Here is a 17,120-nt window from a genome sequence, read left to right as displayed (position 1 = left end):
TTCCCGTTACTTGATGGCGAAACCGCGATAGCCTTCGGCCGCGACGTCGTCGCAGATCTCGCGGTAGGTGTTGAGCCCACCGACGTAGGACATGATCACCCGCGGCTTGCCCGGCACATTGGCGCCCGTGTACCACGAGTTGCCCTCGGGATAGAGCGTGCCCTTCGCCAGTTCGTTGTTGAGCTCGGTCCAATCGTGCGTATACGGCTCGAGCGCCTCGAACCGGCGGGCGCCGCGCTGCTCGAGACGTTCGATGCAGTCGGCGGTCCACTCCACGTGCTGCTCGATCGCGCACACCACGTTGGTGAGCACGTTCGGGCTTCCGGGACCGGTGAGCATGAACATGTTCGGGAACCCGTCGACCGCGATCCCGAGGTACGTGACGGGTCCGTCCTGCCACTTCTCCCGCAGCGTCTCGCCGCCGACACCGGAGATGTCCATCTTCAGCAGCGGACCGGTGATCGCGTCGAACCCCGTGGCGAGGATCACCGCGTCGAGTTCGTGCTCCGTTCCCCCGGCCCGGATGCCCTTGTCCGTGAACTCCTCGAGCGGCGCTTCGCGGAGGGAGACGAGCTCGACGTTCTCCCGATTGAAGGTCTGGAAGTAGTTGGTGTCGAGCGTGATCCGCTTGGCACCCAGCGGGTAGGTCCGCGGTGACAGGTGTTCGGCGAGCTCGGGGTCCTGCACCACCGCGCGGATCTTGCTGCGGAAGAACTCGGCGATGGTCTCGTTGGCCTCCCGGTTGGTGAACAGGTCGGGGTAGGCGGCGATGAGGTCGATCGCCCGGTGCCGGTTCCACCGCTCCTCGTAGACCGCCCACCGCTCCTCGGGGGAGTGGTCGAGCGCGCCGACCTCGAGGGTGTCGGTGTACTGGCCCGACGGTGTGGTCTTCGAGGTCGCCTTGAAAGTCTCGATGTTCTCCTTGAACTCCCGCTTCTCGTCCTCGGTGAGGGGGCGGTTGCCGCAGTCGAGGCTGAACGCCGGAGTCCGCTGGAACACGGTCAGTTTCTCGGCCTGCTCGGCGACGAGCGGGATCACCTGGACGCCGGACGAACCGGTGCCGATCACCCCGACCCGCTTGCCGGTGAAGTCGACGCCCTCGCGTGGCCAGTCGGCCGTGTGGTACGTCGCACCGCGGAAGTTGTTCAGGCCCGGGAAGTCCGGCGTCTGCGACGTGGACAGACAGCCGACCGCGGTCACGAAGTACTTGGCGACGGCGACGTCACCGGAGTCGGTGGTGATCGTCCATCGGTCGGTGTGGTCGTCGAACCGGGCCGAGTCGACCCGGGTCCGGAACCGGAAGTGCTTCTTCACGTCGAGTCTGTCGGCGGCGAAGTTCAGGTAGCGCAGGATCTCCGGCTGGGCGGGATAGCGCTCGGTCCACTCCCACTCGTCGATCAGCTCGGGCGAGAAGGTGTAGGCGTATTCCATGCTGATGCAGTCGCATCGAGCGCCGGGATAGCGGTTCCAGAACCAGGTGCCGCCCACACCGTCGGCGGCCTCGAAGGCGCGGACCGTCAGCCCCATCTCCCGCAGCCGGTGCACCATGTAGATGCCGGAGAAGCCGGCACCGACCACGATCGCGTCGAACTCCTCGGCGGTGTTCTCGGTACCCATGCCGTTCTCCGTCCGATCGGTACCCATGCCGTTCTCCGTCCGATCGGGGCTCATCGGGCGATGTCCGCGCCGGCGAGCACGTCCTCGACCGCCTCGACGACGTAGTCCATGCCGTCCTTCGCGCCCGGCAGGATGTTCACGAACTGGAAGAATCCGTGCATCTGCCCGGTGAACACCTTCTCGCGCAGTGGCACTCCGGCCGAGCGGAGCGCCTGCGCGTACTTGCGGCCCTCGTCGTGCAGGACGTCGTGCTCGGCGATCAGCACCGCGGCCGGGGCGACACCATCGAACGATTTCGCGTTGATCGGGGCGACCTCCCAGCGGGTGCGGTCCTTCGCCTCGGGCACGTACAGGTCCCAGAACCACACCATTGCGTCCCGGGTGAGCATGAGCTCATTCGCGGGGTCGAGGTAACTGGGTGTGTCGAAGTCGCAGTCGATGACGGGGTAGGCGAGGAACTGCAGGGCGAGTTCGGGACCGTTCTCCCGGGCGGCGCGCTGCGCGACCACCGCGGCGAGGTTGCCGCCGGCACTGTCACCGCCCACGATCAGCGGGGCGTCCGCGGCCGCGTAGGTGGCGCGGTTCGCCGCGAGCCACTGCACCGCGGTCCACGCGTCGTCGGCGGCGGACGGGAACACGTGCTCGGGAGCGAGCCGGTAGTCGACGAGGGCGACGACGCAGCCGGTGCGCTCGGCGAGCTGACGGCCGAGCGTGTCGTACCCGTCGAGGCTCCCGACCACCCAGCCCCCACCGTGCAGGTAGGCGATGACGCCGCGGGCGTTGTCGGTCGGCACCAAGAGCCGGATCGGCAGCTGGTGACCGTCCGGAGTCGGCACGGTGCGGTTTTCCACCCGGGTCATCTCCGGGCCGTCGCCGTAGAGCGGCGTGAAGCCTTCGCTCATCGCGCGGGCCTCCTGCGGGGCCATTTCGTGCAGGGGCGGACCGCCTGCCTTCGCCATCTCGGCAAGAAACGCGGTGGTGGCCGGGTCGAGGGCCATGGCATCTCCTTCGTGTGAGGCATGGGTTTCGACAGACGTCGACGACTCCCGATCGGATGCGCAGAGTCGGCGCCCAGCGAGTGATGCACATCACCATAACCATACGCATGATTATTTGCAATACCGGCGCGCTAGGGCCTTTATCTATGCGCATGATTGGTCTAGCTTGGAAGCGAGAGTTCCGGGGGCATCTCCCCGCATCTACTACGGAAGGCCACCGACCATGACTGCCGGAAACCAGGACACCGCGCTGCAGAGCCCCATCGACACCGTCGTCTCCGACCGTGCCTTCCTCGAGTGCCCCCGCTGGCACGACGGACGGGTATGGGTCTCGGATCTCTATCGGCACGAGGTGATCTCGATCGGCGCCGACGGTGCGGTGACCGTCGAGGCCACCCTCCCCGGCGACGAGCCGTCCGGCCTCGGCTGGCTGCCCGACGGCCGCCTGCTGATCACCGCGATGGAGTCCGGGCGGATCATGCGCCGCGAGCACGACGGCGAGATCGTCGTCCACGCCGACCTCTCGTCGGTCGCCACCGGCAAACTCAACGACATGGTGGTCGCCGAGGACGGCACCGCGTACGTGGGCAGTTTCGGCTTCGAGTTCAAGCGCGACACCCCGATCGCGCCGGCCAACCTGATCCGTGTCGCGCCCGACGGGTCCTTCACCGTCGAGGCCTCGGATCTCCGCTTCCCCAACGGCATGGTGATCACCCCCACCGGCACGCTGATCGTCGCGGAAAGCATGGGCAACAAGCTGACTGCGTTCGACATCGGTTCCGACGGCCGGCTCGGCGGGCAGCGCACCTGGGCCGCGTTCGGTCCGGACCTGCCCACCGACTCCGTCAAGGCCGCGATGAGCGCCGCGGCGGTCGCGCCGGACGGCATCTGCCTCGACAGCGACGGTGCGGTGTGGGTCGCCGACGCCCTCAACCGGCGGGTCATCCGCGTCGAGGAGGGTGGCGCGATCACCGGCGAGGTCGTGTTCCCGACCGGGGTGTTCGCGTGCATGCTCGGCGGCCCGGAGGGCAACACCCTCTACGCCTGTGCCGCGCCGAACTCCTCGGAGGCCGCCCGTCGTCACACGCGCGACGCGAGCCTGCTCGCCACCCGCGTCGGCGCCACCCACGGCGGTCGCCCGTAGGACGGCCCCAGGACATGGGAAAGGGCGGCGATTCGTCGAATCGCCGCCCTTCCCTGTTGTTCGGCTCGATCAGTACGGCGCGTACGCCGCCGCGGAGGCCGGCTGGTCCAGCACGCGGTCCACGGTGATGCGCTTGCGTTCGATGAGCAGTGTCCCTTCACGCTCGGCGAACGTGTCGGCGTAGCGCCCGTACAGCCGCTGCGTGCCCTCGGGGCCGGCCACCGTGGCCTCGAAGTACGCGTCGACCCGCACCCGGCCGTCGCCCTCGTCGGACACGCGGACGTTGGTGATCGCGTGGCGGGAGAACTCCGCGCCGGACTCGGCGAAGGCACGGTAGACGCCGAGGAACTCCTCCGGGCCCGCATCCTCCTTGCCGTTCTGGGTGATCGAGACGTCGTCGGTGATCAGCGCGCGCAGGGCGTCGAGGTCGCCCTCGTCCACGGCGGTCGCGTACGCGTACATCACGTCCTCCGCGCGGCGCGCGAGATCGGGAGAAACCGCAGTCATATCGGGTCCTTCGCTTTCGTCGTGGGTCAGGGAAGCTGGATCAGCTTGGTTTCGAAGAACGCGTCGAAGCCCTCGATGCCGCCCTCGCGGCCGAGACCGGACTGCTTGTAGCCGCCGAAGGGCTGCACGACGCACATCGCGTAGCCGTTGACGGAGATCTGGCCGGTGCGCACCCGTCGCGCGATGCTCTGGGCCAGCTCTTCGTCCTTCGCGTAGACGGAGCCGGAGAGGCCGTAGTCCGAGTCGTTGGCGATGGCGACGGCCTCGTCGATCGAATCGAACGGAATGACCACCAGCACAGGCCCGAAGATCTCCTCCTGCGCGATGCGCATGTCGTTGGAGACGTCCGCGAACAGGGTCGGTTCGACGTACCACCCGCGGTCGAGGTGGGCGGGCTTGCCGCCACCGGTCACCAGACGGGCACCCTCCTTCTTGCCGATCTCGATGTAGTCGAGCACCCGCGTCTGCTGACGCTCGGCGGCCAGGGGGCCGAGGACAGTGTCCTCGTCACGGGGATCACCGACCTTCACGCTCTCCATCACCGCCTTGATCGCCTCGACGACCTCCTCCTGGCGCTCGCGCGGGACGATGATGCGGGTGAGGGCGGCGCAGACCTGCCCCGAGTGACCGATGCCGCCGAACACCATGCCGGGCAGGAAGGTGTCCAGGTCGATGTCGTCGGCGATGATCGCGGCAGACTTGCCGCCCAGCTCGAGGGTGACCCGCTTGATCCGCTCGGCGGCCCGGCTCATGACGACGCGGCCGGCCGCCGTGCTGCCGGTGAAGCTGATCTTGTCGACGTCCGGGTGGCTGACGAGGTAGTCACCCACCTCCCGTCCTGCCGGCACGACGCTGATGACGCCTTCGGGCAGACCGGCGGCGTCGAGCGCCTCGGCCAGCATCATCATCGTGACGGGGCCCTCCGGGGCCGGCTTGAGCACCACCGTGCAGCCCGCGGCGAGTGCGGGCGAGATCTTCAGCGAGCCGGTCGCAACCGGACCGTTCCACGGGACCACGACCGCGACGACACCGATGGGCTCACGCACGATCTTGCCGTGCCCGCCCTTCCAGGTGCGCTCCTCCTCGAACGCGAAGCGCTCGTGGAACGTGGCCGCGTCGTCCCACATGTCGACGGCGTTCTGGTGGAACAGAGTGGAAACCGCTGCGGGGGCGCCCAGTTCGAGGGTGAAGGCCTCGGCCATCTCGGGGATGCGCTTCTTCACCTCGTTCCCGACGCGCACGAGGATCTCCGCCCGCTCGGCGGGCGTCATCCGCGGCCAGGGACCTTCGTCGAACGCCTTGCGCGCCGCCGCGACGGCGCGGTCCATGTCCGCCTCGCGCGCCTCGGGCACGGTCGCGATGACCTCGCCGTTGATCGGGGAGATCACCTCGATCACCGCGTCGCTGGACGGCTCGACCCACGATCCGCCGATGAACAGCTTGTCGTAGCTCTTCAGCTGGATGGGAGTGGCTGTGGTCATGCTGTGTTCCTCCACTCGACCGCGGACTCTCGCCACGGCGACTCGCTGGATGGGATGGGAGTACTACTTCGCTGCCGGGGCCGGCGCCTGCAGGGGCGCCGACAGATCCCGGATCTCGTCCGGATCCACGACGACACGGCGGTCGATCGCCATGCGGGCCTGCACCATGTGCCGGGGGGAATCGACGCTCAGGTGCGCGGTGAGCTGCCCGGCGGCATCGAACCAGGCCGCACCCCACTTGCCGTCCGCACCCTCGCGGAACACCATATCGTCGGATTCGCTTCTGTGTCCGACGAATTGGATTTTGTGTCCGAACTGGTCGCTCCAGAAGTACGGGACCGGGTCGAAGACGGGCGGCGACTGCGGTCGCAGGAGCGCGCCGGCGACCGTCGCCGGCCCGGTGCGCGCCTCGTCCCAGTGTTCACCCCCGAGTCGCGTTCCGAACCGGGGCGACCAGCGCATCGCGACGTCTCCGACGGCGAACACCGCCGGGTCGGCGGTTCGCAGCGACTCGTCGACGACGACCCCGCGATCGATCTCGAGTCCCGATCCGGTCAGCCAGCCCACGTCGGGCCGCACTCCGATACCGGTGACGACGACGTCCGCCGGCAGTGCGGTGCCGTCGTCCAGTGTCAGCCCGTCTGTCGTGACCTCGCCGACGCCGGTGCCGCAGCGCAGATCGACTCCGTCCCACCACGATCGCAGCCGTTCGGCGACCTGCGCGCCCAGCGGACCCGCGAGCGGCCGGGACCCGGCTTCCACGCAGGTGACCGAGCAGCCGAGAGACAGTGCGGTCGTGGCGATCTCGGCGTTGATCCAGCCGGCACCGACGAGAACGACGCGGGCTCCCGGGCGCAGCTCGGCGCGGAGACGCTCGGCGTCCGCGGCGGTGCGGAGCACGAGTTGCCGGCCCGCCCCGGGCAGCGAGACCGGGGCCGCCCCGGTCGCGACGACCAGCGCGTCGTAGGAATGTGCGCCGGCATCGGTGTGCACCGCCCGGGCTGCGGTGTCGAGCGCCCGGGCCCGGACACCGAGGCGCAGTTCGACGCCGAGCGCCGCGTAGTCGACGTCGAACGTGGTGTCCTGCGCCTCGAGGAGTGCGGACTTGCTCAGCGGCGGGCGGTCGTACGGCGGGGTGGGCTCGGAACAGATCAGCTCGAGCTCGCCGTCGAAGCCTTCGGCGCGCAACGCCTCACACGTGCGGAGCCCGGCGAGGCCGCCGCCGACGACGACGATTCTTCGGCCGTTGAACACGGCGTTCCCCTGTCCTGTCGATGAATCGGATGGTGCGGTGGGTGCGCTCGGTACAACTCAGTACAAGGTGTAGTCCGACAGCACGCGCGGGCCCGGCGTGTAGGTGGCCGGGATCCGCTGCCAGCCCATGTTGGTGCCCTGATGCGGGTACCGCTCGAGCGCGGAGAAGTCCACCTCGTAGTCGGGCATCCGCTCGAGAATCTGGGTGATGAGCGTCTTGGACATGTAGCGGCCGAGATGCGATCCGGCGCAACGGTGTACGCCGATTCCGAATGCGGTGTGCCGGTTCGGCCACCGTTCGATGTCGATCTCGTCCGGGTTGTCGAAGAGCTTCTCGTCGCGATTGGCCGACGACCAGGACAGCAGCACCCGATCGCCCTTCTTCATGGGGCAGCCCTGGAACTCGGTGTCCTTGGTGACGGTCCGGGCGAGCGCCTGAGTGGGCGAGAAGTACCGCAGGAACTCCTCGACGGCGTGGTCCATCAGGCTCGGATCGTCGATGAGCCGCTGCCGCACGGCCGGGTGCTCGGCGAGCCACACCAGCGCCTGGCTCACCAGGGACGCGGTGGTACCGACACCGCCGGCGAGCAGCAGATCGACGATCGAGTACATCTCGAAGTCGTTGAGCGGACGACCGTCGACCTCCTGCTGCACGAGGTAGCTGATGATGTCGTCGGTGGGGTTCTCGCGACGGGCCCGGATGGTCTCGCGCATGCGGTCGCCCAGGTACGGGAAGTCGACCTCCATCGCGTGGCGGTAGTCGTCACTTCCCGGAATGCCGGCGAGCGCCTGGTGGTGCGCGTGGGAATAGCGCTTCCAGTCGGCGAGGTCGAGACCGAGCCAGTCCACCGTCACGATGGAGGGAACCGAGATGACCGAGGTGAGGTCACACTGCCCGTCCTCGATCACGCTGTCGATGAACCCGGCGGTGTGGCGGTCGACGAGCGCCTTCATCCGCTCGACGGCCGCGGGCGCGGTGATCGGGTTGACGATCTTGCGGTACTTGCGGAACTCCGGGGGATCGAGCTCGATGGGGATGTGGAAGTGCATCGGCGTCTTCGGGATGACGACCGAAAGGCCCTCTCCCCCATATTCGTTGCGCGCGGACGAGAACGTCTCGTCGTCACGGGCGGCCTCGAAGACCGAGTCGTAGTCGCTGAGCACCCAGTACCCGCCGTGCGCCTCCGTCCAGGCGACTCGCTCGTTCTGGCGGACCTTGCGGTACGAGGCGACCGGATCGGCAGAGTGCTCCTGCGAATTGTGGTCGAAGTTGATGACGGGGCAACGATTGCGGCTGTCCATCGCGTGGACCCTCCTGCGTCGGATCGGGCATCTCCTGCTAATGGTTATAACAGATGATATAGTAGTGTAGATCACACCGCCAGCCCGGCTATCAAATCAAATGTTCAACGAGCTGGCATCCTCGATATCCGGATGACGGAAGGAGCGACCGATGAAGGTTGTTGTCGACGAGAACCACTGCCAGGGCCACGGGCTGTGCTTCATGACCTCCCCGCAGGTCTTCGCGCTGCGCGAGGAGGACGGCCACGCGTACGTCCTGCCCGGGGGCGACGACCCGGCCAACGAGCACGCCGCACGCGAGGCCGCCGCGTCCTGCCCCGAGCGTGCGATCTCCGTCGTCACCGAGTGACGACGCCTTCCGAGCGGCCGGCACACGACGGAGGAAGGGGCCCCGGGTTCGACCCGGGGCCCCTTCCTCCGTGTGCGGCCGTGCGCCTCAGCCCAGGGCGCGGTCCCACTGGATGACCTGTTCGAGCAGGTCGGGGTACTTGCGCTGCGCGTACCTCCGGTAGGCGTTGATGTGGTCGCGCATGCGTTCCTCGGATCCGATCGGGTCCCCCTGCGAGAGCGACTCGTAGATCTGGGTGTGCGCGACGATGATCGCCTCGCGCCGGTGCGGTGGGTAGTCGATCCCGATCGCAGTGCCGTCCATGATTCCGAGCAGCGAATCGACCATGTACCCGAACAGCGGATTACCCGAGGACCAGGCGATCAGATCGTGGAAGTTCTTGTTCGCCTCGAGGAACTCGTGCTGATCGCCGAGCGAGCCGTGCATCCGGTCGATGGTCTCCTTGAGCTCGACCAGTGTCTCCCCGCTGATGCGCTGGGCAGCCAGGCGGCTGATCATCGGCTCGAGGGCGGTGCGCGCCTCGATGATGACACTGAACGGCGCGTCCTTGAGCTGCATGAGAAGGATGAGCGAACTCGCGAGGTGGGACGCATCGGGATCCAGTATCACCGGCCCGCCCCGGGGGCCGGGCTTGAGGGCGATCACCCCCTGAAACTCCAACAGCCGCAGGGCTTCCCGCAGCGTGCCGCGGCCGATCTCGTACTTCTCGAGCATGACCCGCTCCGACGGCAGCAGATCGCCCGCCGCCAGGTTCTGCCTGGTCGCGTCCCTGATGATGTGCTGCGCCACCACCATGGCAGCTTTCGGCGCCCGTCCTGTGATCATCGCGCCTTCTCCTCCCGAGAGCACCTGCCGGTTCGGGAACTCTGTCCGGATCGGACACTCCCCCACTTCCCGACGGGCCAAAATAATGCTAACGATTATAACGTACAGTTCGTGTCTTGGCTCCTTACCGGCGAAGAGACACTCCCGCCGGCCCCGCCCCTCCCACACCCCGCCTCTCTCGTACCCCGCCGAGCCGAACCGTGAACCTCGACCGAAGGAGTTCCCATGAGCAGCCCCACCTCCACCACCACGAGCGTCGTTCTCGAATCCGTCGACTCCAGCCTGTGGATCCGGCTCAACCGGCCCGAGCGCCGCAACGCCTTCGACGCCGAGATGTGCGCTGTCATGGTCGACGCGCTCCACGAGGCCACCGAGTACCGCTCGGTGGTCATCACCGGATCGGGGGGAAGCTTCTGCGCCGGCGGCTCGCTCGGCCAGCTCAGCCAGCCCACCGTCAAGGAATTGCGGGGTCTCTACCGTTCATCGCTCGAACTCTTCGACGCGATCCGCACCTGCCCCCGCCCGGTCGTCGCGGCCGTCAACGGTGCCGCGGCAGGTGGCGGCAACGAACTGGTGGTGGCCTGCGATCTCGCCGTCGCCGCCCGCTCGGCGACATTCGGTCAGACGGGTCCCCGCGTCGGCAGCTCTCCGGTCAGCGGCGCCACGAACGTGATGGGAGTCCAGATCGGCGAGAAGCGCGCCAAGGAACTGTCGCTGCTGTGCCGGCGCTACCCGGCGGAGCGCGCCTACGAGATGGGACTGGTGAACGAGGTGGTCGACGACGAGCTTCTCGAGGAATCCGTCCGCTCGCTGTGCCGCGAGTTCGAGGCCCTGAGCCCGCGCTACCTCGAGATCACCAAGGTCAGCTCGAACATCTGGTGGAACTCCGCCCGGGACTCGTTCAGCAACGGGCTCGGCATGCTCGTCCAGGCGATCGGCAGCGCCGACATGATCGAGGGTGCGCAGGCCTTCCTGGAAAAGCGTAAGCCGCAGTTCCCGCCCGCCGAATAGGCACACGTTCGATAATGGTGCACATCAATGTGCACAATCGCGTGCACAATGAGTACAGTGCACAATTCGGATCGTCCGGGGAAGTTGCCCGCCCGATCCGCCGACACGGCGAGCACCCGCTGCGCCGTGACAGCCTCCGCTTCCCGGAAGTCAGGAGGCCACGAGGCTAAGGAGGTTCCGTGGCTGCAATGTCGAGAGGCCCGAAGACATCGCTGGTGGTCGCCCAGCAGATCGTCCGGGATACGGCGCGAAAAGGTCTGCAGCCCGGGGACCTGCTGCCCCCGGAGAAGGCGATGCTCGAGGAGTACCAGATCGGCCGCGGCACCCTCCGTGAGGGACTGCGGCTGCTGGAGTTCCAGGGGATGATCGCCCTCAAGCCGGGGCCCAAGGGCGGTCCCGTCCTCCTCGATCCGGACGCGTCCCATCTGGCGAGCACCATCATCCTGCTGATGCAGCTCCAGAACGCCTCGCTCAGCACGATCGTGGAGGCCCGCACCGCCCTCGAGCCCGTCATCTGCCGCCTGGCCGCCGAGCGGATCAGCGACGAGAACCTGCTCGAGCTCAAGCAGTCCGTCGACCGCATGCAGCAGTCGTTCGACACGGCGGACATCGACACGTTCCTCGAGACGAACAAGCAGTTCCACGACGTCATCGCCTGGTCCACCGGCAACGCGCTCTTCGGCTACCTGACGGACGCGCTGCTGCGGATCACCGGCGGCACGGTGATGGGCGTCGACCACCCCGCCCCGCTGCGGGAGACGACCCTCAAGGCGCACATCCAGATCTACGAGGCGCTGCATTCGCACGACGCGGACCTGTCCGAGGACCGGATGCGCGACCACATCAACGAATACGTCCGGTACGCCGAGCGCAAGTTCCCCGAACTCCTGAGCCAGGTCCTGCCCTGGAACCAGGCGCTCGGCGGCTGAACACCGCTGTCGCCGCCGTCCGGCGACACGGACCCCGCGGGCCCGCACCGAGCATCGTCTCGGCGCGGGCCCGCCGTGTTTCCGGGCCGATTCGCGACCGGCGGCCCGGTTCCCGAGGTCCGGCGAACTCCGACGACACCGCTATTGCTTATATCCATGCATATGGTTATGGTGATAGTGATCACATGCATGCATAGCGATCAACACCGTCGAGCCCGTGCCGGCGCCCTACGCCGGCCGCCGCTCGCGCCTTCACCCCCGTTCGTCACGAGGAGAAGCCATGAAGACCATCGGAGCGCTGCTGTGGGAGCCGGGAACCCGGTCCGGTTGGAGCGTCGAGGAAATCGAGATCGATCCCCCGAAGAGCCGGGAGGTGCGGGTCAAGCTCGCCGCCTCCGGCATCTGCCACAGCGACGACCACGTCGACACCGGCGACATCCCCCTCGACTGGGCGCCGATCATCGGCGGGCACGAAGGTGCGGGCGTGATCGAGGAGCTCGGCCCCGACGTCACCGGCTTCGAGGTCGGCGACCACGTCGTCCTGTCCTTCCTGCCGTCCTGTGGCCACTGCAAGATGTGCACCATCGGCCGTTCCAACATGTGCGAGATGGGCGCCGGCGTGCTCGGCGGCTTCGCCCCCGACGGCACCCACCGCGTCCACGCCCGGGGCCAGGGCGTCGGCCCGTTCTCCTACCTCGGCACCTTCTCCCCGTACGTCGTGGTCAACATCGACTCGTGCGTCAAGATCGGCAAGGACATCCCGCTCGACAAGGCCGCACTGATCGGCTGCGGCGTCCCCACCGGCTGGGGCTCGTCCGTCTATGCGGCCGACATCCAGCTCGGGGACACCGTCGTCGTCATCGGCACCGGCGGTGTGGGCATGAACGCGGTCCAGGGCGCCCGGCACAAGGGCGCCAAGAACATCGTCACGATCGACCCCGTCGAGTACAAGCGCGACCAGGCCAAGATCTTCGGTGCCACCCACACCACCGAGAACTTCGAACAGTGCCGAGAGGTCGTCGACCAGCTCACCGAGGGGCAGGGCGCCGACGTCGTCATCATCACCGTCGACATCGCCTACGGGCACCTGCTCAACCCGGCGCAGGAGATGACCCGCCGCGGCGGCACCCTGGTGCTCACCGCCGCCGCTCCCGTCACCCAGCGCGACGTGCCGTTCGACCTGTTCACCTTCGCGATGTCGGGCAAGCGCCTGCAGGGCACCCTGTACGGCACCACGACGGCGCGCCGCGACATCCCGCTCATCGCCGACATGTACCGCCGTGGCGAGTTCAAGCTCGACGAGCTGGTCACCAAGACCTACAAGCTCGAGGACATCAACACCGCGTTCAAGGATCTCCGCGAGGGCAAGAACATTCGCGGCGTCATCATGTACGACGACTAGATCGGCACACGCGATTCCCCGGGAGTGTTCGCGCCCGGCGCACGGGCCGGGACGGGGGTCCACACTCCGTCCCGGCCCGATCCGTGTACCTCCGACAGGAACAGAGCCGATGACTGCCTCGAAACTCGCGGACCTCGATTCCGCCGCCCTGAGCCGCCTCGTCGCCAAGGACGAGATCCGGGACCTGGCCGGACGTTACGCCCTGGCCGTCGACGACCACGACATCGATACCGTGCTGTCGATGTTCACCGAGGACGGTGTCTTCGAGGTCGCCGGCACCGAGCTGCGCGGCCGTGAGCAGATCCGCCCCTTCTACGTCTCCAGCATGGACCGTTACCACACCATGCTGCACACACCCGAGATCCACCTCGTCACGATCGAAGACGACTCGCACGCAAGCGGAATCATGACCGGCCATGCCGAACTCGCGGTCCACGACACCCTGATGATGACCGCGTTCCGGTACCGCGACCGATACGTGCGCCGGGACGGCACCTGGCTTTTCGAAAGACGCGCCGTGTCGTTCATGTACGCGGTACCGTTCGAGTCGATGGGCTCCAGTTTCCGTACCACCAAACGGATTCGGTGGCCCCAGACCCGATACACCGAGGCCGACTATCCGGAGTCGGCTCCCACCTGGAACACCTACCGCTGACGGCGGATCGGGCCCGTCGGCGGCCCCCGAAGGAGCAGCTATGACAGGACGGGTAGCAGGTAAGGTCGCTTTCATCACGGGCGCGGCCCGCGGCCAGGGACGCAGCCATGCGATCCGCCTCGCCGAGGAGGGCGCCGACATCGTCGCTCTCGATGTGGCCGAGGACATCGAGAGCGTCACCCGCTTCTACCCCGGCGCCACCGAGGACGACCTGGCCGAGACGGTGCGCGCCGTGGAGGCACTCGATCGCCGGATCATCGCCCGCAAGGCCGACGTCCGTAACTTCGACGCCGTCAAGGCCGTGGTCGACGAGGGCATCGCCGAGCTCGGCCGGATCGACATCGTCGCCGCCAACGCCGGCATCTTCCTCTTCGGCGACGAGACACACCTGGTGAGCGAACGCGACTGGGACGATGTCCTCGACATCAATCTCAAGGGCGTGTGGCACACGTGCAAGGCCGTCACCCCGCACCTGATCGAACAGGGCACCGGGGGGTCGATCGTCATCACCAGCTCCACCGCCGGCCTGAAGGGCACGCCGAACGTCGCGCCCTACACCGCGAGCAAGCATGCCGTGGTCGGCCTGATGCGCACGCTCGCACTGGAACTGGGTCCGCACGGCATCCGCGTCAACACCGTGCATCCCACCGGCGTCGCCACAGACATGATCCTCAACGAGGCCTGCTTCCGGCTGTTCCTCCCGGACGTCGAACATCCCACCCAGGAACAGGCCGCACCGGTCTTCGCCACCACCAACGTCCTGCCCGTGCCGTGGATCGAGCCGATCGACATCTCCAACGCGGTGTTGTACCTGGCCTCCGATGAGGCCCGGTACGTCACCGGCACCGAACTGAAGGTCGACGCCGGCTACACCCTCCGCTGACCCGGCCGGACGAACGGGAGACCACATGACTGCTCGACTCGACACACCGCGCCTCGATCCCGCCCACCCCGACGCGGTCGCCGAACGCTGGCTCGCGGACTTCGCCGGTGCGCTCCGATCGGGAAACGCCGACGACTACCCGGACGCACTCGCCACCGACGCGTGGTGGCGCGACCTGCTCGCCTTCACCGGCGATCTGCGCAGCCTGCACGGCGAATCGGCGATCCGCCCGCTGCTCACCGGCGCGGCGGATCTCGAGGTCCGCGACGAAGCGCTCGATTCCTCCGTGCCACCGGCGCTGCTGCCGACAGGCGAGGGCCCGCCGGTCGTGCAGCTGCTCTTCCGCCTCACCATCCGGTTCGGACACGTCCGTGGCGTCGCGCGACTGACCCCGGACGATGCGGGCCGCTGGCGCGCGACGGCTGTCCTGACGACGCTCGACAGTCTCGCCGGCGCCGAACCGGCTGTGGGAGAGCGTCGTCCGAACGGTGTCCCGGAACCCGGTGAACGCGTCACCGTCCACTGGGGTGATCGTCGGCTCCTCGCGAGCGAGTGCACCGAACGGGATCCGGAGGTCCTCGTCATCGGCGCCGGACATTCCGGTCTCGGGCTCGCCGCCTACCTCGGGGCGATGAACGTCCACGCGCTCGTCGTCGAGCGCAACGAGCGCGTGGGTGACAACTGGCGCAACCGCTACGACTCGCTGGTGCTGCACGACCCCGTGTGGTCGAACCATCTGCCGATGATGCCGTTCCCACCCACCTGGCCGGTGTTCACACCGAAGGACAAGATGGGCGACTGGCTCGACATCTACGCCCGAGCCCTGGAACTGAACGTGTGGACCCGCACGGAACTCGTGAGCGCCTCGTACGATCCCGCGACGAAGCGGTGGGAGGTGCTGCTCGACCGCGGAGGTGAACGGCGGGTGCTGCGCCCGCAGCACGTGGTCCTGGCCACCGGCCTGAGCGGCACCGAGCCGCTCGTACCGGACATCCCCGGGACCGGAGAATTCGCGGGTGAGCTGCTGCATTCCGGCCGGTACACGACGGACCCACGACGGAGCGGCCGTGATGTCGTCGTCATCGGCACCGGGAACAGCGGCCACGACATCGCCCAGGACCTGTACAACACCGGCGCTCACGTGACCCTCGTCCAGCGGGGTCCGACCTACGTCGTCGGCGGCACCACCGTGGTCGACGTCATGCTGAAACCCGCCTACGGCGAGAACACCGCGCCCACCGAGATCGCCGACCTCGTCGGTGCGTCGTTCGCGCGGCGGGACCAGGGATTCGTCGACGGCCTGCGCACCGCCGTCGCGGCCATGGCCGACATCGATCGCGACCTGCTCGATGCCCTGAGCGCCCGGGGATTCCGGCATCACCTGGGCGACGGCGGGACCGGAGCGATGGACCTCTTCCTCACCCGGAACGGCGGCTACTACATCGACGTCGGAGCGTCCCGGCTCGTCGCCGACGGGTCGATCGGACTGGTCGCAGGGAAGACCGTGGAACGGTTCGTTCCCGAGGGAGTGGTCATGTCGGACGGCACCGTCGTACCCGCCGACACCGTCGTGTTCGCCACCGGGTTCCGGGGCATCCTCGACACTGCCCGCCGCATCCTGGGCGACGCCGTCGCCGACCAATGCGGACCGGTCTGGGGTCTCGACGACGAGGGCGAGATCCGGTCGGTGTGGCGACGTTCGGGTCACGACGGATTCTGGTTCAGCGGCGGCAATCTCACCCTCGCCCGTATCTACAACAAGTACCTTGCTCTCCAGATCAAGGCCGACCTGGACGGCATCGACCTGCCGTCCGTTCCCTGACACTGCACCTCGAGTACATCGGAGACCGACACATGCGCGCCGACGACATCAACGAGATCATCCGCATCACCCATCTCTACGCCCGTGGCCTCGATCGATTCGACCCCAAGGAGGCACTGTCCGCCTTCGCACCCGACGGAGCGTGGGACGCCAGCGCCGTCGGCCTGACCCGGTACGAGGGGCACGAGCAGATCCTCGACTTCTTCGAGCGGGACGCACAGGCAGTGGACAAGCAGTTCCACATCATCACCAACCACGTCATCGACTTCGAGGACGACGACCACGCCACCGGTACGAACTACGTCTTCTCCGAAGCGGAGATGAAGAACGGCGCCGCCATCAAGGCAATCGCGCTCAACGAGGACCGCTACGTCCGCACCGCCGACGGCTGGAAGATCGCCGAGCGGATCATCACCGGCCTCACCACGCCGCAGATGGACGGTTTCGACGCCTGACCGGAGCACGGCAGCGGCACATGCGGCAGGGTGGGGACTTCGCGGTCCCCACCCTGTCGCATGTCTCGGCTCAGATGTCCTTGGTGATCTCGTAGAAGTCGAACGAGACGCCGGCCTGCGCAAAGTTCTCGAGGTCGGCGGCGCCCTGCTGCCCTTCCGGAGACGCCATGTCGGCGAGCATGGCTTCCTTGCTGTCCCAGTCGCACACCGCGACCAGGAAGTGCGGCGGGGTGCTGCCGTCGGGGGTGGAGCACACGCCCCATTCGTAGTTCCGGATCCCCTGCTGCTTCAGCGCGAGCTTGGAGTGCACGTTGCGGTAGTGCTCGAGGAACTTCTCGGGATCCTCGGGGTGGGTGTACGCGGCGACGAGTCGGTACATGTCGACCTCTTTCCATGGTGGATTCGGAGATTTCCGTGTGGAACAGCCCCGCACACGGGGGTGTGGAACAGCCCCGCACACGGGGGTGTGGAACAGCCCCGCACACG

The 17,120-nt window shown here is 67.7% G+C and carries 17 protein-coding genes; 9 read left to right on the top strand and 8 right to left on the bottom strand.

Going from position 1 to position 17,120, the window contains the following annotated elements; all coding sequences use genetic code 11:
* Window positions 1-6: 6 nt before the first annotated feature.
* Together JYA75_RS06505 and JYA75_RS06500 are read right to left on the bottom strand one after the other, a co-directional pair.
* Window positions 7-1,617: an NAD(P)/FAD-dependent oxidoreductase gene (locus JYA75_RS06505; protein ID WP_029546532.1), complete on the bottom strand. Its 1,611-nt coding sequence runs from the start codon at window positions 1,615-1,617 to the stop codon at window positions 7-9.
* Window positions 1,618-1,667: 50 nt separating this feature from the next.
* A complete protein-coding gene (locus JYA75_RS06500; protein WP_029546533.1) occupies window positions 1,668-2,615 on the bottom strand; it encodes an alpha/beta hydrolase in 948 nt (315 codons plus the stop codon).
* Window positions 2,616-2,838: 223 nt separating this feature from the next.
* On the opposite strand from JYA75_RS06500, the gene JYA75_RS06495 reads away from it, so the two are divergent.
* Window positions 2,839-3,759, top strand: coding sequence for an SMP-30/gluconolactonase/LRE family protein (locus JYA75_RS06495; protein WP_029546534.1), 921 nt, complete (start codon window positions 2,839-2,841; stop codon window positions 3,757-3,759).
* 69 nt (window positions 3,760-3,828) lie between these two features.
* Here the strand turns inward: JYA75_RS06495 and JYA75_RS06490 are convergent, their stop codons facing one another.
* The 4 genes from JYA75_RS06490 to JYA75_RS06475 form a co-directional block, all read right to left on the bottom strand.
* Window positions 3,829-4,266: a nuclear transport factor 2 family protein gene (locus JYA75_RS06490; protein ID WP_029546535.1), complete on the bottom strand. Its 438-nt coding sequence runs from the start codon at window positions 4,264-4,266 to the stop codon at window positions 3,829-3,831.
* Window positions 4,267-4,292: 26 nt separating this feature from the next.
* Complete coding sequence (locus JYA75_RS06485; RefSeq protein WP_203329803.1) at window positions 4,293-5,747, bottom strand: aldehyde dehydrogenase; 1,455 nt, start codon at window positions 5,745-5,747, stop codon at window positions 4,293-4,295.
* A 63-nt stretch (window positions 5,748-5,810) separates the two neighbouring features.
* Complete coding sequence (locus JYA75_RS06480) at window positions 5,811-7,001, bottom strand: FAD-dependent oxidoreductase (protein ID WP_006934069.1); 1,191 nt, start codon at window positions 6,999-7,001, stop codon at window positions 5,811-5,813.
* Between the two features lie 57 nt (window positions 7,002-7,058).
* Entirely contained in the window at window positions 7,059-8,303 is a 1,245-nt protein-coding gene (locus tag JYA75_RS06475) for a cytochrome P450 (protein WP_006934071.1), read from the bottom strand.
* Between the two features lie 151 nt (window positions 8,304-8,454).
* Here JYA75_RS06475 and JYA75_RS06470 point away from each other — a divergent pair, with 151 nt between their 5' ends.
* The gene (locus JYA75_RS06470) at window positions 8,455-8,652 is read left to right on the top strand and encodes a ferredoxin (protein ID WP_003938422.1); all 198 of its coding nucleotides are present in this window, start codon (window positions 8,455-8,457) and stop codon (window positions 8,650-8,652) included.
* 87 nt (window positions 8,653-8,739) lie between these two features.
* Here JYA75_RS06470 and JYA75_RS06465 read toward each other — a convergent pair whose 3' ends face one another.
* Window positions 8,740-9,477 (bottom strand): FCD domain-containing protein, encoded by a 738-nt coding sequence (locus JYA75_RS06465; protein WP_029546537.1) that lies wholly within the window; start codon window positions 9,475-9,477, stop codon window positions 8,740-8,742.
* A 225-nt stretch (window positions 9,478-9,702) separates the two neighbouring features.
* On the opposite strand from JYA75_RS06465, the gene JYA75_RS06460 reads away from it, so the two are divergent.
* The 7 genes from JYA75_RS06460 (at window position 9,703) to JYA75_RS06430 (ending at window position 16,634) form a co-directional block, all read left to right on the top strand.
* Complete coding sequence (locus JYA75_RS06460) at window positions 9,703-10,488, top strand: enoyl-CoA hydratase/isomerase family protein (protein ID WP_006934075.1); 786 nt, start codon at window positions 9,703-9,705, stop codon at window positions 10,486-10,488.
* Window positions 10,489-10,676: 188 nt separating this feature from the next.
* Window positions 10,677-11,417 carry an FCD domain-containing protein gene (locus JYA75_RS06455; protein ID WP_029546538.1) on the top strand — a complete coding sequence of 247 codons (741 nt, stop codon included), beginning with the start codon at window positions 10,677-10,679 and terminating at the stop codon, window positions 11,415-11,417.
* Between the two features lie 280 nt (window positions 11,418-11,697).
* Complete coding sequence (locus JYA75_RS06450) at window positions 11,698-12,819, top strand: NDMA-dependent alcohol dehydrogenase (RefSeq protein ID WP_006934078.1); 1,122 nt, start codon at window positions 11,698-11,700, stop codon at window positions 12,817-12,819.
* Window positions 12,820-12,928: 109 nt separating this feature from the next.
* Complete coding sequence (locus JYA75_RS06445) at window positions 12,929-13,474, top strand: SgcJ/EcaC family oxidoreductase (protein WP_006934081.1); 546 nt, start codon at window positions 12,929-12,931, stop codon at window positions 13,472-13,474.
* Between the two features lie 40 nt (window positions 13,475-13,514).
* The gene (locus JYA75_RS06440; RefSeq protein WP_029546539.1) at window positions 13,515-14,357 is read left to right on the top strand and encodes a mycofactocin-coupled SDR family oxidoreductase; all 843 of its coding nucleotides are present in this window, start codon (window positions 13,515-13,517) and stop codon (window positions 14,355-14,357) included.
* A 25-nt stretch (window positions 14,358-14,382) separates the two neighbouring features.
* The gene (locus JYA75_RS06435) at window positions 14,383-16,179 is read left to right on the top strand and encodes an NAD(P)/FAD-dependent oxidoreductase (RefSeq protein WP_043801205.1); all 1,797 of its coding nucleotides are present in this window, start codon (window positions 14,383-14,385) and stop codon (window positions 16,177-16,179) included.
* 32 nt (window positions 16,180-16,211) lie between these two features.
* A complete protein-coding gene (locus JYA75_RS06430; RefSeq protein ID WP_006934087.1) occupies window positions 16,212-16,634 on the top strand; it encodes a nuclear transport factor 2 family protein in 423 nt (140 codons plus the stop codon).
* A gap of 70 nt (window positions 16,635-16,704) precedes the next feature.
* On the opposite strand, the gene JYA75_RS06425 is transcribed toward JYA75_RS06430, so the two are convergent.
* Window positions 16,705-17,013, bottom strand: a complete 309-nt coding sequence (locus JYA75_RS06425) for an EthD family reductase (RefSeq protein ID WP_203329802.1) — start codon at window positions 17,011-17,013, stop codon at window positions 16,705-16,707.
* Window positions 17,014-17,120 lie beyond the last annotated feature (107 nt).

Origin of the sequence: Rhodococcus sp. PSBB066 (assembly GCF_017068255.1) — a bacterium.
GTDB lineage: Bacteria > Actinomycetota > Actinomycetes > Mycobacteriales > Mycobacteriaceae > Rhodococcus > Rhodococcus aetherivorans.
This window is presented reverse-complemented; position numbering and strand designations above follow the sequence as displayed.